At 47.3% G+C, this 22,207-nt stretch carries 23 protein-coding genes and 1 riboswitch; all 23 genes read left to right on the forward strand.

The window, feature by feature from the left end:
- The first annotated feature begins 171 nt into the window (after positions 1-171).
- The 23 genes from ACWXW9_RS01300 (at position 172) to ACWXW9_RS01410 (ending at position 22,081) form a co-directional block, all read left to right on the forward strand.
- The gene (locus tag ACWXW9_RS01300; protein ID WP_494927929.1) at positions 172-978 is read left to right on the forward strand and encodes a TIGR01457 family HAD-type hydrolase; all 807 of its coding nucleotides are present in this window, start codon (positions 172-174) and stop codon (positions 976-978) included.
- A 73-nt stretch (positions 979-1,051) separates the two neighbouring features.
- Entirely contained in the window at positions 1,052-1,870 is an 819-nt protein-coding gene (locus ACWXW9_RS01305) for an Fpg/Nei family DNA glycosylase (RefSeq protein ID WP_494927930.1), read from the forward strand.
- Entirely contained in the window at positions 1,860-2,708 is an 849-nt protein-coding gene (locus ACWXW9_RS01310; RefSeq protein ID WP_494928154.1) for a deoxyribonuclease IV, read from the forward strand. Before ACWXW9_RS01305 ends, ACWXW9_RS01310 begins: the two co-directional genes overlap by 11 nt.
- A gap of 73 nt (positions 2,709-2,781) precedes the next feature.
- Positions 2,782-3,120, forward strand: coding sequence for a cyclic-phosphate processing receiver domain-containing protein (locus ACWXW9_RS01315; RefSeq protein ID WP_494927931.1), 339 nt, complete (start codon positions 2,782-2,784; stop codon positions 3,118-3,120).
- Positions 3,117-3,431 (forward strand): thioredoxin family protein, encoded by a 315-nt coding sequence (locus tag ACWXW9_RS01320; RefSeq protein ID WP_134914746.1) that lies wholly within the window; start codon positions 3,117-3,119, stop codon positions 3,429-3,431. Before ACWXW9_RS01315 ends, ACWXW9_RS01320 begins: the two co-directional genes overlap by 4 nt.
- The gene (locus ACWXW9_RS01325; RefSeq protein WP_494927932.1) at positions 3,428-4,201 is read left to right on the forward strand and encodes an ABC transporter ATP-binding protein; all 774 of its coding nucleotides are present in this window, start codon (positions 3,428-3,430) and stop codon (positions 4,199-4,201) included. Before ACWXW9_RS01320 ends, ACWXW9_RS01325 begins: the two co-directional genes overlap by 4 nt.
- 22 nt (positions 4,202-4,223) lie before the next feature.
- A complete protein-coding gene (locus tag ACWXW9_RS01330; protein ID WP_494927933.1) occupies positions 4,224-5,282 on the forward strand; it encodes a 23S rRNA (cytidine(2498)-2'-O)-methyltransferase RlmM in 1,059 nt (352 codons plus the stop codon).
- A 186-nt stretch (positions 5,283-5,468) separates the two neighbouring features.
- Positions 5,469-6,962 (forward strand): serine/threonine protein kinase, encoded by a 1,494-nt coding sequence (locus ACWXW9_RS01335; protein WP_494927934.1) that lies wholly within the window; start codon positions 5,469-5,471, stop codon positions 6,960-6,962.
- A gap of 38 nt (positions 6,963-7,000) precedes the next feature.
- Positions 7,001-7,987: an SAF domain-containing protein gene (locus ACWXW9_RS01340; RefSeq protein WP_494927935.1), complete on the forward strand. Its 987-nt coding sequence runs from the start codon at positions 7,001-7,003 to the stop codon at positions 7,985-7,987.
- A gap of 22 nt (positions 7,988-8,009) precedes the next feature.
- Entirely contained in the window at positions 8,010-8,723 is a 714-nt protein-coding gene (locus ACWXW9_RS01345; protein WP_494927936.1) for a hypothetical protein, read from the forward strand.
- On the forward strand, positions 8,720-9,577 hold the full coding sequence (locus ACWXW9_RS01350) for a hypothetical protein (RefSeq protein WP_494927937.1): 858 nt from the start codon (positions 8,720-8,722) through the stop codon (positions 9,575-9,577). The genes ACWXW9_RS01345 and ACWXW9_RS01350 overlap by 4 nt, the downstream gene beginning before the upstream one ends.
- Entirely contained in the window at positions 9,578-11,413 is a 1,836-nt protein-coding gene (locus tag ACWXW9_RS01355) for a pilus assembly protein CpaF (RefSeq protein WP_494927938.1), read from the forward strand.
- Positions 11,403-13,487, forward strand: coding sequence for a hypothetical protein (locus ACWXW9_RS01360; protein ID WP_494927939.1), 2,085 nt, complete (start codon positions 11,403-11,405; stop codon positions 13,485-13,487). Before ACWXW9_RS01355 ends, ACWXW9_RS01360 begins: the two co-directional genes overlap by 11 nt.
- A gap of 48 nt (positions 13,488-13,535) precedes the next feature.
- A complete protein-coding gene (locus tag ACWXW9_RS01365; protein ID WP_029517430.1) occupies positions 13,536-14,015 on the forward strand; it encodes a hypothetical protein in 480 nt (159 codons plus the stop codon).
- Between the two features lie 41 nt (positions 14,016-14,056).
- Positions 14,057-14,452 carry a hypothetical protein gene (locus ACWXW9_RS01370; protein WP_354452902.1) on the forward strand — a complete coding sequence of 132 codons (396 nt, stop codon included), beginning with the start codon at positions 14,057-14,059 and terminating at the stop codon, positions 14,450-14,452.
- Position 14,453: 1 nt separating this feature from the next.
- Positions 14,454-15,008 carry a hypothetical protein gene (locus ACWXW9_RS01375; RefSeq protein ID WP_494927940.1) on the forward strand — a complete coding sequence of 185 codons (555 nt, stop codon included), beginning with the start codon at positions 14,454-14,456 and terminating at the stop codon, positions 15,006-15,008.
- Positions 14,995-15,984: a hypothetical protein gene (locus ACWXW9_RS01380; protein ID WP_494927941.1), complete on the forward strand. Its 990-nt coding sequence runs from the start codon at positions 14,995-14,997 to the stop codon at positions 15,982-15,984. The genes ACWXW9_RS01375 and ACWXW9_RS01380 overlap by 14 nt, the downstream gene beginning before the upstream one ends.
- Positions 15,985-16,188: 204 nt before the next feature.
- A complete protein-coding gene (abc-f, locus tag ACWXW9_RS01385; protein ID WP_149095101.1) occupies positions 16,189-17,742 on the forward strand; it encodes a ribosomal protection-like ABC-F family protein in 1,554 nt (517 codons plus the stop codon).
- A 98-nt stretch (positions 17,743-17,840) separates the two neighbouring features.
- A riboswitch (TPP riboswitch) is annotated at positions 17,841-17,949 on the forward strand.
- A 294-nt stretch (positions 17,950-18,243) separates the two neighbouring features.
- Entirely contained in the window at positions 18,244-18,843 is a 600-nt protein-coding gene (locus ACWXW9_RS01390) for a thiamine phosphate synthase (protein WP_494927942.1), read from the forward strand.
- Between the two features lie 64 nt (positions 18,844-18,907).
- On the forward strand, positions 18,908-20,056 hold the full coding sequence (gene thiO, locus ACWXW9_RS01395) for a glycine oxidase ThiO (protein WP_494927943.1): 1,149 nt from the start codon (positions 18,908-18,910) through the stop codon (positions 20,054-20,056).
- Complete coding sequence (thiS, locus tag ACWXW9_RS01400; RefSeq protein WP_014281483.1) at positions 20,053-20,256, forward strand: sulfur carrier protein ThiS; 204 nt, start codon at positions 20,053-20,055, stop codon at positions 20,254-20,256. Before thiO ends, thiS begins: the two co-directional genes overlap by 4 nt.
- Before the next feature lie 2 nt (positions 20,257-20,258).
- The gene (locus tag ACWXW9_RS01405) at positions 20,259-21,026 is read left to right on the forward strand and encodes a thiazole synthase (RefSeq protein WP_494927944.1); all 768 of its coding nucleotides are present in this window, start codon (positions 20,259-20,261) and stop codon (positions 21,024-21,026) included.
- Positions 21,023-22,081 (forward strand): ThiF family adenylyltransferase, encoded by a 1,059-nt coding sequence (locus ACWXW9_RS01410; RefSeq protein ID WP_494927945.1) that lies wholly within the window; start codon positions 21,023-21,025, stop codon positions 22,079-22,081. Before ACWXW9_RS01405 ends, ACWXW9_RS01410 begins: the two co-directional genes overlap by 4 nt.
- The last annotated feature ends 126 nt before the right edge of the window (positions 22,082-22,207 follow it).

Here is a 22,207-nt window from a genome sequence, read left to right on the forward strand (position 1 = left end):
GTTTATCAGCAATTCATGGACTTCATACGTATTTTTGACTTAAGATAGATAAGATGAAATGGGGAGGCCAACTTATTTTATGACCTGAATGATTAAGGTGATTAAATAAGAGGGTGAACATCATTTATGGGATGAATTATAATTTCAATGTTTATGATGAATTGATTTGAAGTGCGGGAGGGAATTACGATAAAATCGTTACTAATTGATCTGGATGGAACATTGTATCATGGGGACCGGATGATCAAGGGTGCGGATCTGCTCATATCCCAATTGCGTACGAACCAGATACCTTACGCTTATGTTACGAACAATGCTTCACGCACACCCGAGTCGGTGGCGGAGCATTTGGTAAGTATGGGAATTGAAGCGGTTAGTGATGAAGTATGTACTTCAGCGCTGGCAGCTGCACAATATGTTGCACAGCAAGGTCCTGGAGCACGAGTATATTGTATTGGTGAAACGGGATTACGTCAGGCGCTCACGGATGCCGGATTGCAGCTTGTTGAGGATCATCCTGATTATGTGGTTCAGGGGATAGATCGCCAATTTACATATGATAAGCTGGTTGCTGCTATGCGATGGATTCGGGAAGGAGCAACTTTTATTTTGACAAACCCGGATCTCCAATTACCTTCACAAGATGGACTCACGCCGGGGGCAGGAACGATTGGAGCTGCGATTGAGGCGGCATCACAGGTAAAGCCCGTCGTCATCGGCAAGCCTTCAAGTGTGTTAATGAACTATGCGCTGGATCGCTTGAACATTAGAGCGGATGAAGCTCTGGTTGTGGGCGATAATATGCTTACCGATATTGCGGCAGGTGCGGCGGCAGGTTGCAAAACAGCTCTCATACTATCGGGTGTTTCGACCCGCGCTAATATGGACGGACATATGCGTGCCGTTGGAGTAAAACCTGACCTGATATTTGACAATCTGGATGAATTGCAGGATTGGCTCCAGGAAGAGTGTAAGTAATAGTAATTATACATTTTAAAAAAATCTGCAAGAATCAAAAGCCATTTGCAGCTACGAAAGGAAAGATGTTGACATGCCGGAACTTCCTGAGATGGAGAACTACAGAACGCTATTGTCAAAACAAATTTTGGACATTCCGATTACCGGAGTGACGGTTAACCGTGTGAAATCCATTAATACCGAAGTGGAAACGTTTGAGAAGCAATTGCTGGGAACTACCGTTGTATATATGGAGCGTCGAGGCAAGCACTTGATTTTTCATCTGAACACGGGCGGGCGGCTTGTGCTGCATCTGATGCTGGGAGGACTGCTGTATCTGGGAACGGAGGAGCAGCGTCCTGACCGTACAGTTCAGATTGAACTGGATTTCAGTGGAGTAAAGCTTTATTTTATCGGGCTGCGCTTGGGTTACCTGCACCTGCTGACAGCTAAAGAAACAGAAGAGGCGATGTCTGAACTCGGACCTGACCCGCTGGATCGTCGTATGACACTGGAAAAGTTCACTGCACGTTTGAAGGGACGTCGGGGTATTTTGAAAACAATGCTGGTAAATCAGCATGTTTTTTCCGGTATCGGGAATTGTTATTCAGACGAAATTGCTTATATCGCTGGATTTACACCAGGTTCCAAAGTACAAAACATTGTACAGTCGCCAGAAAAAGTGGAAAAGCTGTATCATGCTACGCAATCCGTGCTTCGTGAAGCTACCGCGGAAGGCGGTTATATGGAAATGCCTTTCATGGAGGGGGATACACTAACGGGCGGTTTTGACCATCAGTGCCGGGTGTATGACCGTGAAGGAGAAGAATCGCCAAGTGGCGGGAAAATTGTACGGGTGGAGCTGGCGGGAAAAAAAGCTTTTTATTGCCCGGTACAGCAGCATGATGCCTAAATTGCTGATCGGTTCTCATGTTAGTACGCGTGGTGGTTTTTCCAAAGCCGTTGCGCGTGCACGAGAGCAGGGAGGGCGTTCTTTTCAATATTTTCCAAAAAACCCGCGTAGTCTCAGGCTAAAGGAATGGAATGAGGCTGATGCAGCCGCTTGCAAAGCTTACTGTGTAAAGCACGAACTCCAATCTATTGCCCACTCGCCATATCCCGTTAATCCAGCCCACGGACGCGAACGCGGTCAGGAGTTTTATGATCTGACAGTTGCTTCGTTGCGGAATGATCTGGATATTGCCGAAGCCTGTGGCTCCAAGGGGATTGTCGTTCATTTTGGCCACACTCATACGTCTGATCCGCTGGAGGGCTACCGGAATATCATTGGTTGCCTTGATGATGTGCTGGAAGGATGGAAAGGAAATGCTAAAATATTGATTGAAAATCAGGCGGGGGATCACGGTTTGATGGGAACGACGCTGGAGGAATTGGTGCAAATTCGCCAGTTGTGTCAATACCCTGACAGCATCGGCTTTTGTCTGGATACCTGTCATGCCTATGCAGCAGGATTGTGGAACGGTGGAAATGATGAGGCGTTGATCGAAAAAGGGGATCGTCTTGGCTATTGGCCTGCCCTCTGCGGAGTTCATTTAAACGATTCCAAGTACCCGTATGGCTCAAGAAAAGACAGACATGCGCGTGTTGCGCAGGGATGTATTGGTCTGGAGGGTATGCGTTGGATGACGGAACAGGAGCCTGTAAGGGGCATTCCAGTCGTTTTGGAAAATGAAACGGGACCTGATGGGACCCATCGCGAAGATATTCAATTAATCCTAAGCTGGCAGTAATACAGTTTGGCGGATGTTCTTCATCTTTAAGGCTTAGGAAGCTTGCATCCTTGGGAAAAAGGAGGAGACGTTAATGCATTTGTTTATGGACGATTATCGGCCTTGTCCTCCAGGCTTTAAGCTGGCAAGGGATGCGGAGGAGTGTTTGTTATTGCTTCATGAATACCCGATTTCGGTGTTATCGCTGGATTATGATTTGGGGCCGGGTCAGCCAACGGGGAAAGATGTAGCTGCTGCCATTGCAGAAAAGCAGTTGTATCCGCGTGAAATTTATTTGCATTCCTCCAGTGCCGAGGGCAGACGCGCCATGTATGAGCTGCTGTATGCCAACAAGCCGGAAGGAGTCACCGTGTATAACGGCCCGGTACCAGAGGAACGTATGCGTGAGATCAGAAAAGAGTTGGAGCGATGAAGGAACTGGGACAAAAGGAGGTACGTCGTGCCATATGGGAGGGATGCAAGCTGGCTTTGTTTGTGTACACTCCCATGTGCGGAACCTGCGCGGCGACCCGGCGGATGCTGGAGGTGGCAGAGCATTTGCTACCCGAAGGAGTCGTAGTGCAGAGCAACATTAACTATATTCCCGAACTGGTACAGGAGTACCGAATTTCCAGTGTTCCTGCGCTGCTTTTATATAACGGTGAGAACGAAATTCCTGAGATTATCTACAAAATGGAATCTGTGGAACACTTGCTGAGCAGGATAAGGAGCGTGGTGGAATGATATCCATGAAGAACATTACATTGCAGCGGGAAGATAAACGAATATTGGACGATGTGAGCCTTGAAATACGGGAAAATGAGCATTGGGCCATTCTGGGGCGTAACGGCTCTGGTAAAACAACATTGCTGGAAATGATGACCGGGTATATGTTTCCAAGTCGTGGAACGGTCGAGGTGCTTGGGCAAACATATGGTCAATGTGACGTACGGGAAGTACGCAAGCAGATTGGATATATCAGCCAGACGTTGCTGGAAAAATTGGCTTTAAAAGATCCGGTATGGGAAGTAGTTGCTACTGGAGCGTATGCTTTTTTGCGTTTTTATCAGGAGATTCCGACAGAGATAAAGGAAAAAGCCGTATCTCTGCTGGAGGGGATGAATTTAGGTGCGCTGATGAATCATCCGTTGGGTACTTTATCTCAGGGAGAACGCAAAAAGGTAATGCTCGCTCGTTCGTTGATGGCGGAGCCTCGTTTGCTGATTATGGATGAGCCTTGCGCCGGGCTGGATCTATTTGAGCGGGAAAAAATGCTGGTTGAAATTGATCGGCTTCGCAAAAGGGATTTGTCAGTGGTCTATGTAACCCACCATATTGAGGAGATTGTTCCCCTCTTTACCCATGTGGCACTTATCCGTGATGGCAAGGTGGCAGCAGCCGGACCGAAAAAAGAGGTTTTAACGAAAGAATTGATTATGCATACCTATGAAGTTCCAGTTGAGCTGGATTGGGATGGAGACCGTCCCTGGATTCGGGTGTGCACTGGAGGGTAACGTTATTTTGGAGGAAATATATATGAGTACAGATGAACAGGGTGGAACCGCTTTGTCATCATCAAGATTTGTTTGTACGGCTAACCATGGGTTTGCACCTTATGCCCAGGAGGAGCTTAGAAGAATGTTTGGCTCGGTGAAAAGCACAATACTTTTACCTGGTGAAATTTTTCTGGCTACATTACCTGCGGATGCAAGTGAGGCTGTGGGAACGATTACGGGTCAGCCGCCAATGTTTTTGCGTCACTTATTTCCTGTGCATTTTCAGGAGGAAGGAACGAACTTGGCTCAGGTGCTGGAACGTTTGGTTTCTTTTATCCGTAACCGCCGAGAACTGATAGATCAGCGCGTTTCTTTGCAGGTGCGCAAAGGAGCTGACAGTAGTTGGGCTGAAAGCGCAGGTGCGCTCAAGCAGGCTTTGAGTGAGCAATTAAGTGATCTTCCTATGGAGTTTACGGTGCAGGGAGCAGAGGTTATTGTGTCCGTTTTTGCGGATACGGATACATGGTATGCAGGTGTGTCGTATCCTCAGGATAATCTATCGGATTGGAGCGGAGGAGCAGTTCGTTTTCAAAAAGAGGACGGGCAAATCTCTCGTGCCAAATTCAAGCTGCTGGAAGCAGAAGCGACGTTTGGCATTGATTTTAGCGCTTTTCATCAAGGACTGGATATCGGGGCGGCACCGGGTGGATGGACTTCCTTTTTGCTGGAGCGTGGACTCAAAGTAACGGCGGTTGATCCGGCAAAGATGGAGCCTTCGTTGATGAAGTATGCCAATCTGACTTTTTTGCGTAAAAATGCGAGTGAGGTCAAATTCAAAGAAAATACATTTGATCTGCTGGTCTGTGATATGAGTTGGAGTCCAAAGCAGATGGCAAGGCTTGTCACTGATTTGCTGTATAGTTTATGCAGCGGCGGTACCGCCATCGTAACGGTCAAGCTAATGCATAAAAAGCCTTTGGCGCTTATTCATGATGTGATCGCTTCGTTCGAGCAGTCCGGCATGCAGATCCAGCGGGCCAAGCAGCTATTCCATAACCGGGATGAGATTACATTGTATATGATCAAGTATGGAAAATAATGCTTTACAATCGGTATAGGTGTGCTATATAATAAACCCAAATTGTTCCTTAAAAATAGTATAACCACGTTTAAATAAAGGGAAAGCATCCCGCGAACATCGTTTTCATGGTGACATGAAGATTGTGTTTTTGCGGTAGGCTTTCCCTTTTTTGCGTTGTTTGCTTATAGAAAGGAGGCAAGAGAGATGAAAAAACAATCGCATTTGGAATACGGTTCGGTTGTGGGTGAGCGTTACCGGATTGTCCGCACGTTGGGTACGGGAGGGATGAGTAGCGTGTTTATGGCAGAGGATCTGAAGCTGCCAGGTAAGCAATGGGCTGTGAAGGAGTCCGTTGCCAACCCGCAAATGATGAAGATTGTACGCGCGGAGGCCGAAATGCTGATTTCGCTGAGTCACCCACGATTACCGAGAATTGTTGACTTCTTCGAGCATCCGCCATCCGGGGCGGTATATCTGGTTATGGACTATATTGATGGAATTACGCTGGAAGCGTACATGAAGGGTTACCAAGGCCATATTCCGCAGGAGCAAATTGTTCCATTAGCTTTGCAGTTGCTGGATGTGCTGGATTACTTGCACACTCGCCAGTCCCCTGTCATCTACCGGGATCTGAAACCAACGAATATTATGCTTACACCGGAAATGGAATTTAAGCTTATTGATTTTGGCATAGCGCGGAGCTATAAGGCTGAGATGAATCAGGATACGGTAAAGCTGGGCACAGTGGGCTTCGCAGCCCCGGAGCAATATGGAGCAGGTCAAACGGATGCCCGTTCGGACTTGTACAGTTTGGGAGCGTTGTTGTTGTATCTCTGTACAGGTGGCAAATATAGCGAGTGGACGGCCGGAGTAGAAGGATATATTCGTGGAGAATTACCTCGTCATTTGATCCCGGTGATTCGTAAGCTGCTACGTCATCATCCAGGGGAGCGATTTCAGTCTGCCGGAGAGGTGATTGGGGAGCTTCGACGCAGTGCAGATTTTCAGCCTGCTCAACAAGGAGTGTCCGTTGGCGATGCTTCTATCGAATACGGAGGTACAAGGGTTGTAGCTGTACTGGGCGTGTCTTCTGGTTCCGGTGCAACGCACACAGCGATTGCGGTGAGCCACTATCTGGCCCGAAGGTCCCGTTCAGTGGCCTTGGTCGAACTGCATAGTACAGCCAAAGCATTTGCCCGGCTTCAAGAAGTGGTAGACGGAGTACCCGTTGGGCGAGCGAGTTCAAACCGACGCTTTGAGGTAGACGGAGTACACTATTGGCGCCAAACATCCCGTGCCGATGTCATTGCGTTGCTGGGGGGCTCTTACCAATTTATTGTGCTGGATTTGGGGAGCGGGCAGGATAATGAGCGCTTGGAAGAATTTTTGAGAGCCGATTACCCGTTAGTGGTCGGTTCTGGAGCTGAGTGGAGAATTCAAGATATAGCAGGACTGGCTCGTTCTCTCCAGCGCCATCCGCAGCATAAATGGAATTACTGTTTGCCGCTGGCAGCAACGGAGGCTATACGCAGGCTGCGTAAGGAATTGGATCACGACAAAGTGTTTGCTTTACCATTCCATTCCGATCCATTTGAGCAAGAGGACGAGATGGATCAAGTGCTGGATGAAATGTTTCGTGGGGCCATTCCCGATACGCGAAAGAAACGTTTTGGATTCCTCAAACGCAGTCAGCGCTAGATAAAAGGTATATATCAAAAAGGCAGGGGAGAAGTTGTGTGTCCAAGCTAAGAAAAAGCAGTAAGCAAAAGCTTTATGCCGGTTGTATTGGTGCGGGTATTGTTGGGGTTGTCTTCGCGAGCTACCTTATAATTAACACCCATCAATTGAATGATGTCAGGAAGCAGGCCGAAGCAGAGGCAGCACAAAAATGGAAAGGCTATGAGCAAGAACAACGAACAGCGAAAAAAGGATGGGTTGTCGTTCGTGACATTTCTCCGGGTGAGCAGATTGCACCTAGTGATTTGAAGGGAATTACGGTTCCTGGCTCTCAGTCTCCAGCCAATTTGGTTGCGGGTAAAAATGAAGCTTCCGGCAGCACGGCTAAAATTGAGCTAAAAAAAGGGTCCGTGCTTACATCTGCTATGATTACTGCCGAAGAACCTACATCTAAAGACTTACGTAATCGGGAGCTGAAGGTGGTGGTCCTCCCAAACAGCCTCAAAGCCGGAGAGGAAGTAGATATTCGTATTCAATTTCCAACGGGCCAGGATTATATTCTGCTAGCCAAAAAGAAAATTTCCAAGCTGGAAGGTCCGGTCATCTGGGTTACGTTGAATGAGCAGGAGATATTATCGCTTTCGAGTGGGATTGTTGACGCCTATCTGCATAAAGCATCTATCTATGCATTAACGTATGTCGATCCGCAATTCCAGCCGAAGGCGATTCCAACCTATCCACCCAATTCGAAGGTGATAGAGTTAATGAATAGTGATCCTAATTTGATCCGCGTTGCTGAACAAAAGCTGTCCAAGCAGTTGCGTGGCTCTCTTGAAAATGCACTTAGTGCGTCAAACAATGTTATATCGACACCTATAGAAAGGAGCCTGAGTGAGGAAGTTGCAGCACAGCATGCGGGAGCGAATTCAGGTGGAGCTTTGAATGAGAACACAGGTACAGGGGACGGATATGAAAACGGACAGGATGCCAAAGAACAATCAGACATCTTGACGCAGAGCGGAAGCTCTGATCCATATGGTAAATAAATCAAAGAAAAGGGACAAACGTATGAAAACTTGGATATTTGCCGGGCTATGTGATAAAAGCGATACCTTGTTATACATCAGCAGTATATTGGCAGCATCCGGTCAACAGGTATTAATTGTGGATGCAACGCTGCGAGGACAGTATCGATACAGCATAGGGATGCTCGACAAACCACTTCCCATTGTGCAGTTTGGCGATTTTGATGTCGCCACGGGTTTTACATCTTGGGATGATCTGCATATCGCTATGATGGCTGATCGGAAAGCAGGTTTGACTTATGACATTGTTATTCTGGATGTAGAGTCACCTGATTTCTGCCCCGTATCTGTTTGGCAAGAGGCAGAACAGCGGGTTTGGGTCAGTGACTATAGCCGGATGTTAATGGACAACGGACAGGTGTGGCTTGAGCGTTTGTTTAGTCAACCTGAATTTCCGAAGAATCTTGTATTTCACAAGTTATTTATACAGGCTGTAGATTGTGGCGTGGAGGAGCCGTATTTGTGGGAATACATGAACCGCTTTCCGGCCTCTTGGCAGCAGGAGCCGTATATACTGCCATGGGATGAAGGGCATCTTGCCCTGAAGCTGGAAAATGAGCACAAACAACAGCTCAAGCTTAGGCCATTGTCCAGAATGTATAAGAAAGAACTGAGTCGTTGTATTGGAGAATTAATGGGTTGGGAACCCCAAGAGAGCCGTCATGCGTTAAAGCGTGCGGAAAGGAGGAAAGCATGAGTACCATTTTGTTTTGGAGCCCGGTTAAGGGGGCGAGTGGAAGCAGTTCTTTGGCGGCATCCATCGCTGTTACCATAGGTAATCTATATAGAGGGCGACTGCTGCTGACCCATCTGGGGCGCAGACAGAGCGGGATTGAGTCAGGATTTCCCATACAAGAACATCGGATGGACGATCCAAGCTTACAGCTTCAGGAGGGAGGTTGGGATGCTCTTGCACGATTAGCTCTGCGAGGGACATTATCCAGAGAAAATATTCGCAATTATACGACGCCTGTACTGGAGCAGACTCTTGATGTGCTTGAGGGAACCTCAAGCTTTGGAGCCGCGCCGCCACTGTTATCCTCTGCTCTTGTACGAGCAGTGATGGATACGGCAGATCAGTATTATGATTTGACGCTGGTTGATGCAGGGAGCGGGGCAGGATGGGGAGCTGTACAGCATGAAACATGTGTGCGAGCCAAGCTGGCAGTTCTTTCGCTGACTCAAAATATGAGAGAACTGGATGCCTACTTTGAATCTGTGTCTCCATTATCCACTTACTCAGAATTGCCACTATTGATCGTACTTGGAAAATATGATGTGCACTCTCAAGCAAATGTGGCGAATATTCGCAGGAGATATGGCTACAAGGGAGCACTCCATACCGTTCCTTATAGCACTGAATTTATGGATGCGTGGAACCGCAGAGACGTGATCGGTCATGTGCAGCGGGATGTACGAAGTGGTAAAGAAAAGGATCGTAAGCTTTTTATGCCTGTGGGATGGGCACAGAGCATGCGTCAGATCAGCAAGGCTATTCTGGAGACGGCAGAGTCCGATCTTCGGCTCAAGGCTTTGGAGAGGGGCGCTTAAATGCTGTCCGCTCAAATGATTAATGGGCTGCTTCTTACCTGCATTGTTCTGTTGTGTATCATACTGGTTATCGTTAAATACCGCAGGAGCCTTCGCTTGCGGCATTCAACCATTCGGGTAGCTCCAGAGAGTAAAGATGCCACATTGGAGGCGCTGATGGAGTATATCAAAAATGCGCTACATGAGCTAAGTCATAGTCAGATGGCGGATGCCGGATTGCATGAGGAGGAATACAGGCGGCGTATCCATCAAAGGGCCGAATTGCGCAGGGCGTTAAAGGACTGTGCCAATGGCAGCAGTGGAGACAAACGGTTTGTGAAAAACCTGATGGCTGAGCTGCTGATTAACGGTTACGGCTTGAACGAAAAGATCGTCGATACCGTTATGCCATTCTCCAGACCAGAACTGTTTAGCGTACAAGATCAATTCGAGATTGTATTTTATCAATATCAGCAAAAGTTTGGTGTCGATGCTCTTTCACGCTTACTGGATACTTATGATTTGGCGGAAATGAGATATTCGCAGCAAGATGAAGAGGATGGAAGCTATCATATCACAGCAGAGGATATCCGCTATATCTATGACTGTGAGCATCGCCCTCTCTCCTTTCTGGAGAAGGTAGATATTATTGTGCAGCGGATTTATCAGCACTATAAAGGCTTTTCCGTCATTGATGATATTCGTGACCAGCGGATCGACGGTGTCAGTGGGGGCGTTAGCGGTGTGCCGGAAGGCGGAATCCCTGTATCGGCTGATTGGCCTCAGGATCAATATGCATTCGAACAAACATCTGAATCGATAGCGAATGGCTATGAGAGTGTTTGGATTTTTTATAAAGGCAAGACCATTTACCTTTCATTCCTTTCCTTCGGTTCAGAGCGGGAGCTTAAAAGGGTATGCCAAAATATTTACAAATATAACTACCCGGGGCAGCTTTCCGAAGCCAATGGTTATAAGGTTAACGAAATGAAGGATGGGTCACGGGTTGTTGTGGTACGACCTCCTTTTTCAGAATCGTGGGCTTTCTTTGTCCGTAAATTCGATATTCAAAGCGCATCGCTCGAGCAATTAATTAAGGGAGAAAATGCCGAGTTTCCGATACAGTTACTTTCTTATTTAATGAAAGGCAGCCGCATCACAGCAATCACCGGAGCGCAAGGTTCAGGTAAAACGACGTTGCTGATGGCGATGGTCAAGCATATTTATGCTTCGTATACGCTTCGTGTGCAGGAAATGGCCTTTGAGCTGCATCTGCGTAGCATTTACAGCCGTCGTAACATTCTGACCTTTCGGGAAACGGATCATATTTCAGGGCAACAAGGGCTCGATTTGCAGAAAAAGACAGATGGAACCGTCAATATCCTTGGTGAAGTAGCGAGTGACGAGGTAGCCGCATGGATGATTCAAATGTCGCAGGTTGCCAGTCTGTTTACCATTTTCACCCATCACGCCAAAACCTTTCGTGATCTTGTGTTCTCCCTTCGTAATTCACTGCTCAAAACAGGAGTGTTTCAGCATGAAGGTATTGCTGAGGAACAGGTCGTTCATGTCATTAACTTTGATGTGCATCTCAAGCGTGATGCTGAGGGACGGCGATATATTGAACGGATTACGGAATGTGTGCCGCGCGATCCCGATCATACAGATTCAGACTCCAGCTCTGCATCGAGTTATAGCTACCGTCATGTTATGGAATATCGGAATGGGAGATATATGGCGATGGAGCCCCTGACTGTCAAAAGCGCAGAAGAAATGTGTGAGCAGATGAACGTCAAGGATGCCGGAGATTTTCGCAGATTCCTGACTCGCTATTGGGAGGAAGCCTATGAGTCTTAAAGTAATTTTACTGTGGGTTTTGCTCTTTTCGGGTGGATGCTTTGCGCTCCTCTATGTGGCTTTGTGGTGGCTGCGTAAGCGCAATGGTCATGCACTCCACGGAGGGCGAATTCATTCTGTGCGAGAGGGACGGAAGGGAAAAGCAGTGCTGCAACGGCACATGCAATCTGGAATGCACAAGTTGTACACGCTAGGCATGAGATTCCCTGTTACATCCGGGTATATCACGAGTGTACGCAAACGATTATCCGGTTTGCACGCTTACGATGAATATAAGCTTCGCCTTGAGACGATGAAAATGACGCTGTTCATCTGGGTGGCTTTTGCTTGTAGCGGCATTGTGTTGCTTATGATGAAACCGGGGCTAGAGTTTGCCGTACTGGCTCTGTTATGCGGAGTGGTGATTAACAGTCTCATTTTGGATATGGCGATTAGCCGGATGGAAAAAAGGCTGCTTGCACAGATGATCGAATTGTTCGCCAATGTACGCCATCATTATCATCAGCACGGCATGGTGGAGGAGGCAATATCCGAGGCGGCCGATTTGGCAGGGGCTGAGGCTGGAAGGCATGCGCGACTTATTCATGAGGCGCTGACGGACGCTGATCCGCACGAAGCGCTGGAAAGATACTATGAGTCCGCTCCTAATCGGTTTTTAAAAGCATTTGCCGGTATTTCATATATGGTAATGGAGTTTGGTGACCGGATTGAAGAGGGAGGCTCCATTTATTTAAAGGGACTTGGCAGTCTTGCGCGCGAAATCCAACTGGAGCTACTGCGGAGAAATAAACTGGACTACCTGCTTAAAAGTTTAAATGTGATCGCACTTGCACCTGTTTTTTTTACAATGCCAATTGAAAGATGGGCAAGGTCCAGCTTTCCATCTATGGATGAGTTTTATCAGGGGAAATGGGGCTTTATCACAAAATTGTCCGTCTATATTGTAATTATAGTATCTTACTTCCTGCTCCAAAAGCTGCAACAGACCGACGAGACTGGATATCGTGCGGGCAAAGGAAAACGGGTCTGGGAGCAAAAGCTGTACCGTTTCCCCATTATTCGTAATGTGGTGGATGCTTTAATTCCGCGACAGCATATGCCCTCTTATTTCCAACTGACCCGGCTGCTAAAGGAAAGCGGTGCAGAGGTCAAGCTGGAGTGGTTGTACATACGCAGAATCACTCTTTTTATTGCAGGATTGGTGTTCAGCATCAGTACGGTATTTATTTTACATCAAGCTGAGAAAACACATATCCTTCACGCTCCGGTTCAATCGGGACAAATGTTCGGGCGTTTGGGTCCAGCGGAGGAAAAAGAAGCTTTCAAGCAGAGTGAGATTGACCGCAAAATGATGCATGCGCTAAACATGAGGGCAGACAGCACCTATGAGCAGACGTATGCAGCATTGGAGCAGGTTTCTGGTGGTAAATTTACTCCGGAGCAGCTTTCCGAAAATACGCGTCGTATCCTGCAAAAGCTGGAAGCGTGGAACGAGGAATACATCAAGTGGTGGGAAGTGCTGATCAGTTTGGTTGCCGGGTATGTAGCCTATCAGATGCCTATGCTTTTATTGTACTTGCAGCGAAAAATGCGGCGCTTGGATATGAGGCATGAGGTTTACCAGTTTCAGACGGTCATTTCGATTTTGCGAGCTATGGAACGAATGTCTGTTGAGGAAATATTGGAATGGCTGAACCGATTTTCGGTTATTTTCAAAAGACCTTTGCAAAAATGTTTGCTTCATTATGAGCACGGGCCTGAGGCAGCACTTGACTTGTTGAAAGAAGAAGCGCCACTCCCCGAATTTCAACGCTTGGTGGACAAGCTGCATCTGTCTTTGGGCAAAATTACAATTCGGGAGGCCTTCGACGATTTGGATTCCCATATGTCCTACTATTTTGAACAAAGAAAACAGGAGTATGAAAAAATTATAGACAGCAAGGCCATCTGGGGAAGGATGATCGGTTTTGCTCCGATGTACGGTCTTATCTTTTTATATTTGGTCATTCCTTTGATCGGTATGAGCTTTGTCCAAATGGATAGCTATTACGAGCAAATACAAAAGATTCAATAGCAGTTCTAATATGACTATTACGATATCACAGCTAAGGAGAGAAAAATAATGAATAACGCATCAACAGCCTTAAAAGTAGCTGCTGGCATATTTTTGACCATTGCACTGATCACAATTGTAGTTATTTTGTTTATTTCAGCACAGGAGGCAACCAAAACGGCACAAAACAATTTTGCTGATATCCAGACCGAGTTGTCTCAAGCCTCTTTTACGGTGTATGACGGTACAACGATTAGCGGGTCCCAGGTGACTAATGCGCTGCGGAAGTTCCAAGGCAAAGATCAATTCGGGATTCAGATTAAAACCGGAAAAAACATGGCAGGTCAGTGGTACGGAAATGCGCTGAACATTAGCCCTGACAGTGAACAGTATGGAGCGGTGAACGGTGGAAGTGATAAGACCGGAAAAATAACGAATACGCTGAATGAGAAAGAAAACGAATACGTAAATCCAAGTGGTAAATTCAAGGCCGAGATCGTCAAGGATAAATCGAACGTTGTACGCGGGTTGCTTTTTATCCAATCCTAGGATGCAGAATAAGGATATCAATTGTAAGGGAGATGAGTAGCATGTCTGATCACGCTTCAAGTATGCTGCGGCTTGGTGTGTCAGTTACGCTGTTTATAACCGCATGTGCAGCGGCAGCAGAACTGTCCAGTCAGATGGGCACTACACTGGAATTAAGATCGCAGCAGGAGGAGCATTCCGAGGGGCGTATCAATCGTACTTTAGAGGTGAGTATGCCAGAACGGGTCAAAGGAACTCAAGTTATGCAGGCAATCCGTATGAACTTGCAGGAAGGCATTCCTGTCCAAGTCGATGGTACAGTGTACGATATGTATTCTGAACCGTTCGAGCCCGATGTATCAGCCCTCGATGCCTCCTCTTTATATTCCATGCATCCACAGCGTGATCAGTATGGAGAAATAAAATCCATGCGTTTTGAGAAATTGGGGGAGGACTGAAGTGGTTCAATCTATATCCAAGCTGTTGGGGGCACTGCTCGCTGTATTGCTCTTGTACATAGTGCCCGCAGCTCAAGCCGCTGAACGACAGGACGATATATCCGGATTAAATACGTATCATTCAACCGTACGTTTTGTTGATATGGTGAGAACCAAGGGATATATTACACCGACGATGTATAACGATTTTATGCGTGAGCTGGAGCTGACGGGTAATACGTATGAGGTTGAATTGGAGCATATGCACAAAAAATATGTACCGGACTATTCAGATGCTGCGAAGCCGGATAGCTTTCTCGGCTACTATTCCTCCGTATATGACGGATACTATAACCCGCAAATCTTGCCTGTACTGTTCCCTGACAATCAGCAGGCAAAGTCGGATCAAACACGTCGATATACCATGATCTCAGGAGATTATTTTACAGTGCGGGTACACAATACGAATCGGACTCCTGCGGACTTGTACAAATCATGGCTCCTTGGTGGGGCAGATAGCGGAAAACCGGCGGTTACAGCTTCTTACGGGGGCATGGTTCTGAATGAAGATTACTGATTTTGCAGTTATATTTATACTGCTCTTTCTGCCCTTTGGCGTGGTTAGTGACCTGCGGGTGCAGAATCAGCGCGAAGTACAGCAATTGGAAATGAAATATACCTCGGCGCTCCGTACCGCAGTTCAGGATGCAGGTGTCGTGCTTTCACAGAATGAGCGTCAGGAACGAGAGGCTGGGTATGGATCGGACAAGTTTTTTCGTGTAGATAAAGAAGAAGCGCTGCACACGTTCCTGCATACCCTTTTTCTTAATATGGGGATTGATGGGAATCCAGTCGCGCAACGTGCACTATTGGATTATATGCCTGCCCTTATGGTTCTGGACTATGACGGCTATTATGCGTTCGCTTCCGAATCTTACACAGATGAGCATGGACAAGCTGTCCAGGGACCCAAATGGAGTGAAAAAAAACCTTATGCCTACGTTGATTCAGCAGGTAACAGTGTAGGGTTTACTTTGGACAATTATGTACATGCCTATGATGCTCGGAATCACAGGTGGATAGAGGGCTTTCAGAAGGAACTTCAGGGACAGACAACGATCTCGTTGCTTAATGACCCGGAAGCTTTTGAGCAAGTACGACGTTCTACCATTGTCCACAGCATTCAGGAGGATCTGGGCCGACTCATTAATCTCCATAACGAAAAGGCAGCACATAATGGTGTATCCTATACTTTCACGCTACCGCTCATCTCGCAAGAGGAATGGTATAACACTGTAGATGATGTGGGGCTGATGGCGTTTATCCAGGGAATTCCGGTTGGAGACAGGTACTATAATAACTATGGGTTTGGTGGCGGAAGAGTCGTGAGGAAGCAAGCCATTATCGGCGGCGTAGAGCCGGATACCGGAATGAAATATTTTTACAGAGATTCTTGTCCAGCTCCATTTAAAGCGACAGAGCGTTTTACGGATGAAAAATCTGCGGCAGCCGCAGGGTATTTTGAATATAAATGTTATAATGAATATAAATAAATCTTTAAACAATCTTTAAATAAATCACTCCTACGAGTGGTTTTTCTTTTTTTATAAGCAGACAATATCAAAATCCTTCAAATTCACCCATTTTCAATATTCCGATAAGGCTACTGGATGTGCTACAATAAGGCTTTGAAAGAAATGCATATGAAATAAGAACAGTCGGCATTGCCGATGACAATAAGGAGCCAAAAACAGCTTATGAGTTTATTGACTGTAGAAAATGTATCCCATAACTTTGGGGACCGCGCATTGTTTAAAAATGTATCCTTCCGATTGCTCGGAGGGGAACGTGTAGGTTTGGTGGGAGCCAATGGTGTTGGTAAATCGACACTGATGAACATTCTGACCGGAAAATTGCTTAAGGATGAAGGCAAAGTGGAATGGACTCCACGTGTACGTTATGGGTATCTGGATCAGCACACCAAGCTGACACCTGGCAAAACCGTGCGGGATGTACTGAAGGATGCCTTTCTCCCGTTGTTGGAATTGGAAAAGGAAATGATGCAGATCACTGACAAGATGGGGGAAGCTTCTCCCGAAGAACTGGAAGTGCTGCTGGAAGAGATGGGTGAAATTCAGGAGCAACTGGATATGGGGGATTTTTACCTCATCGATGTGAAAGTTGAAGAAATGGCGAATGGATTGGGCCTTTCCGCGATAGGACTGGATCGGGATGTATCCGCACTTAGCGGTGGACAACGGACCAAGGTGCTTCTTGCCAAGCTGCTGCTGGAAAAGCCGAATGTGTTACTGCTGGATGAGCCTACCAACTATTTGGATGTAGAGCATATTGAATGGCTTACACGTTATCTGAAGGATTATCCATATGCATTTATTCTTATTTCTCATGATACTGAGTTTATGAATCAGGTCGTTAATGTCATCTATCATCTTGAATTTGCCAAGATGACCCGTTATTCAGCCAACTATGAAAAGTTCCTTGAAATGGCGGACCTGAACAAAAGCCAGCATATTGAAGCTTATGAGAAGCAGCAGGATTTTATTAAGAAACAGGAAGATTTCATTCAACGTAATAAGGCGCGCGCCTCTACGTCAGGTCGGGCGAAGAGCCGTGAGAAGCAGCTTGATCGAATCGAGCGCATCGATAAACCGGAAGAAGCGGCTAAACCAACATTTCAATTTAAAGAAGCACGTGCGAGTGGGAAAACGGTATTTGAGGGTATTGATTTTGAAATTGGCTACACCCATGCCCTGTTGCCTAAAATGTCCATGACGATTGAACGTGGCGATAAAATTGCGATTGTGGGCTATAATGGTGTCGGTAAATCGACATTGCTCAAAACCATTCTGGGAAAAATTCCGCCGATTAGCGGCAAGACCTATCAAGGGGATTTCTTGCAGCCAGCTTATTTTGAGCAAGAGGTACGCGCAGAGAAAGTTACACCGATTGAGGATGTGTGGAATGAATTCCCGCACTTGAACCAGCATGAAGTAAGGGCACATTTGGCGCGTTGCGGTTTGAAAAATGAGCATATCACCCGTCCACTATCCGCGCTCAGTGGTGGTGAGCAGGCCAAAGTCCGCCTATGCAAACTGCTAATGCGGGAAAGCAACTGGGTGCTTTTCGATGAGCCTACCAATCACTTGGATATCAAAGCGAAGGATGAGCTGAAACGTGCCTTGAAGGAATACAAAGGAACGGTACTGCTCGTATCTCACGAACCGGACTTTTATGAGGATTGGGTAACCAAAACGTGGAATGTGGAAGAATGGTCAAGTAAAGTCAATTAAATTAAATTAAATATCCAGTTTTGTACCAAGCTTCACAAGAAGCAGGGTTTGCAGGATTAGGAAAATATGCTAAGCTATCTTTAGCTGATACAATAAAATAGTTACACTAGGGGAGCCGCCCATGCGGCTGAGACGGAATAAATGGATTTCGGACCCTTTGCACCTGATCTGGGTTATGCCAGCGTAGGGAAGTGAGCGCCGTACAAACGAGGTAACGAATTTATTACTTTGTTTGTACGTGGGACGATATACGTATACGGATATAATGGTCCGTTCGGTTATTGGACGTACGTTAAACCACTTCCTTCGGGAAGTGGTTTTTTGCGTTTTCGTTCGTGTTCATATGTTCGTATTCATATACCGTACCCCTTCATTTTTTGCTGGTAAACGTGGCTAGTCCATACCGTATGGCACGATATGAGACTGTAAAGATACAGGGTCAGCTTACAACTATTTAGTCCATTGTGAGGTGAGAAAAAGATCGAATTGCACGTAATTACGATGGAAGGCAATTCCGATGCATATGCACATACTGCCCAAGTGGCTGCTGCTATTCATCCATATGTTCATTATGTACACGTGCGCTTGAAGCAGAAGGGTGCATCAGAGATGCTTGCTTTGACCCGCAGTATGGTAAAGCTGGGAGTTCCTTTACAGAAAATTGCAGTAAATGACCGAATGGATGTTGCTTTGCTGACCTCCGTTGGAGCTATCCAGCTACCGGCTAACGGATTACCTGTGGCAGCTGTCAAAAGCTTACTTTCAGAGGATACGCGCTGTGGGGTGTCGGTGCATTCCTTGGAGGAGGCACAGGCTGCTGAACGGGCAGGAGCGCATTATGTACTCTATGGACATGTGTATGAGACTCACTGCAAGCCTGGTGTTACTCCGCGAGGTATAGCACAGCTTGAGCGCATAAGCAGGTTATTGAGCATTCCTGTGATTGCTCTAGGCGGCATACAACCACGCCATATTCACGAGCTGTATACTGCGGGTGCAAGCGGGATTGCCGTAATGTCCGGCATCTGGGAGGCAGAGTCCCCTGTTGCGGCTGCGATGGCGTACAGGCAAATGGCGGATCTGGTAGTTCACAGCCTGTAGTGGTGAAACGGAAGCAGGAGATCGTTGCAAGCAGAATCGTAAGTGGAGGGGAGAGATGAAACATATGCCAGAGATAAAAACAGAGGCACCAGCCATTGGACACGCTGAATGCTTGGTCATTGGTGGAGGTGTCATCGGTAGCTCGATTGCTTATCATATGGCCAAGGAGGGGCGCAGTACGATATTGCTGGAGCGCTTCATTCCAGGCGAGGGAGCCTCAGGAGCTGCGGTCGGGATGCTGGCAGCAGAGAGTGAGGAATTCACCGACCCGGAGTTGGCACAGTTCGCTCGCACAAGCCGGGATGCATTTCCCGAGCTGGTTCGTGACCTGGAGCGTTTGTCTGGTGTTTCGGTGGAATTCCGTACAGAAGGATTTGTGACTCCCTTCCGTTCGGAAGCAGAGGGGCAAAAACGCTGGAATGCGGCTATTGCGCAAGAGGTTGATCATCCTGTGTGGTGGGATGCCAGAGAATTGGCCCGCAGAATTCCAGGTTTGGATGGTCAAGTGATCGGGGCTATATACCGATCAAAGGAGACGCAAATTTCTCCTGCCCAGCTTTGTCGTGCTTATACGGGGGCAGCTGTCGTACTGGGAGCAACAATATGCTCTGGTACACAGGCGGAGCAACTCGTAGTACAGAATGGGCGAGTTTGTGGCGTACAAACAGACAGTGGTTTTTTTTCCTGCAAACAGGTCATTATTGCTGGAGGCTTGGATAGTATGAGACTGCTGGAGCAGGTCGGTTTTGAATATCCGCTTTATCCGGTCAAGGGTGAGGCTGTTTCAGTCTCCTTGAAGGATCATCCACTGGAATATACCCTTTACGCCGATGATATTTACCTGGTGCCCAAGCGGAATAACGAGCTTTGGATTGGGGCGACGAGTCTACCACATCAGTATGACAAAGAGGTCACCATTGGAAGCCTGGAGGGGCTGCTGGCCCGTGCTTCTACCTGGCTGCCTCGCGTCCGTGAAGCTTCTTTTATACGCACTTGGGCGGGCTTGCGTCCCCAGGCAGTAGCAGGGCGACCTTGTATTGGGTCTGTTCCCGGCGTAAAAGGGGTATATGTCGCGGTCGGGCACTACCGGAACGGCGTGTTGCTGAGCGAAGCTACCGGGCGTGCGGTAGCAGCTCTGTTAAAAGGGGCTGGTGAGGCTGAGTTTGGAATAAGCGGTTTTTCTCCTGAACGTATAAAGGAGGCGAGCAAATGAAGCTGACGATTAACGGTCAGAACATGACCTTTTCCAATCGGATCATTCATGTGGATCAGCTGCTGAAAGAGCTGGATTTGAAAGTGAAAACTGTAGTGGTGGAGCTGAATCGTCACATATTGACTCGTGAAGATCATGATGAAGCGGTACTGAAGGATGGAGATAGCTTGGAAATTGTACATTTTGTGGGAGGTGGTTAATCATGTTCATAATTGGCAAAGCATCTTTTACGTCAAGGCTATTATTGGGTACAGGGAAATTCCACGATCTGGATATTCAATCCAAAGCGGTAGAAGCTGCGGAGACCGAAATATTGACGTTTGCCGTGCGGAGATTAAATTTGGAGGAACGGGATAAGCAACATTTTCTGGATACGCTGGATTTGAGTCGTTATACGTTGCTGCCTAATACGGCAGGAGCGACGACAGCGGATGAGGCAGTGCGTATCGCTAAGCTGGCGAGAGCCTCAGGTCTGTGCGATATGATTAAGGTGGAGGTCATTGGAGATAGCAAGACCTTGCTTCCTGATCCTTTTGAAACGCTCAAGGCCAGCGAAAAACTGCTGGAGGAAGGTTTTATCGTGCTGCCTTACATATCGGATGACGTGATTCTTGCCAAAAGGCTGCAAAAGCTTGGTGTACATGCCGTTATGCCTGGAGCTTCACCCATTGGTACCGGACGCGGCTTGCTAAACCCGTTCTCATTGGAGCTCATTATTGAACAAGCGGAGGTTCCGGTTATCGTCGATGCTGGCATTCGTTCACCTGGAGATGCGGTAATGGCGATGCAACTGGGGGCAGATGCCGTGCTGTTGAATACAGCTGTATCAGGAGCTCAGGACCCTGTGAAAATGGCTGAGGCGATGAAGCTGGCTGTTCGCGCGGGCAGATACGGTTTTGAGGCGGGGATGATTCCTGTAAAACGTTATGCCTCGGCAAGCAGCCCGATTGAAGGCTTGGTTCAGGCATGAAGGCGACTGAAAAAACTGGTGTGCAAGTACAACAAAATGATCGTTATTCCAGACAGGAAAGATTCGCCCCTTTCGGGCCGGAAGGGCAACGTCGACTAGCTTTGTCTCACGTACTGATCATAGGTGCTGGAGCGCTGGGTACCGGAATTGCGGAAACTCTCGTTCGCGGAGGCGTAGGCACTGTGACCATCGCAGACCGGGATTATGTGGAATGGAGTAACTTGCAGCGCCAACAGCTTTTTCAGGAGAGTGACGCCGCAGAGAGGTGCCCCAAAGCAGTAGCTGCCCAGCGAAGACTAAAGGAAATCAATTCGGAAACGATCATACATGCACATGTACTGGATGTTGGGGTAGAGGAATTGGAGGAGCTGATTCAGGGAGTGGACCTCATTATGGATGCCACCGACAACTTTGATACCCGGCTACTTATGAACGATATGGCACAAAAGCATCGCATTCCTTGGATTTATGGGGGATGTGTTGGCAGCTATGGTGTAACCTATACCATTTTACCAGGGAAAACGCCTTGTCTTCATTGTCTGCTTGGAGCTGTACCGTTCGGCGGAGAAACCTGTGATACCGCGGGAATTATAGCACAGGCGGTGCAGATGGTCACGGCCAACCAGACCACGGAAGCCTTCAAGCTACTTGGTGGATACCCGGAGGATCTTAGGGGGAAGCTGCTTTCGTTTGATCTGTGGCAAAATGAGTATGTAACGATAGCAGTAGACAGTGTCAAAAAAGCGGATTGTCCTTCTTGTGGCACTCATCCGACCTACCCTTATTTGTCGGCAGCCCATCGCCAGAAAACAGATGTACTGTGCGGCCGGGATACCGTTCAAATTAGACCAGCAGAGCCGATACAGGTGAATCTTAAAGAAACAGCAGACAGACTGGCTTCTTTGGGAGAGGGAAGAGTGGAGCAAAATCCGTTTCTGGTTTCTTTTAGTCAGGGAGTGCACCGTTTAGTTATTTTTGCAGATGGAAGAGCCTTGATACACGGAACGAAGGACGTAACAGAAGCAAGGAAAATCTATCAGCGCTATTTAGGCTAAACCGTAAAAGCAGGAAGTCTTCCCCCGGGGAATGATTTCTCTGCTTTTTTGTTACAATATAATAAATAATGCTTAAATCGTTTGTATCAAATACGTCTGTACCCATATCGCAGTCCTATGTCCAAA

Source organism: Paenibacillus sp. LT-B23 (assembly GCF_059417685.1).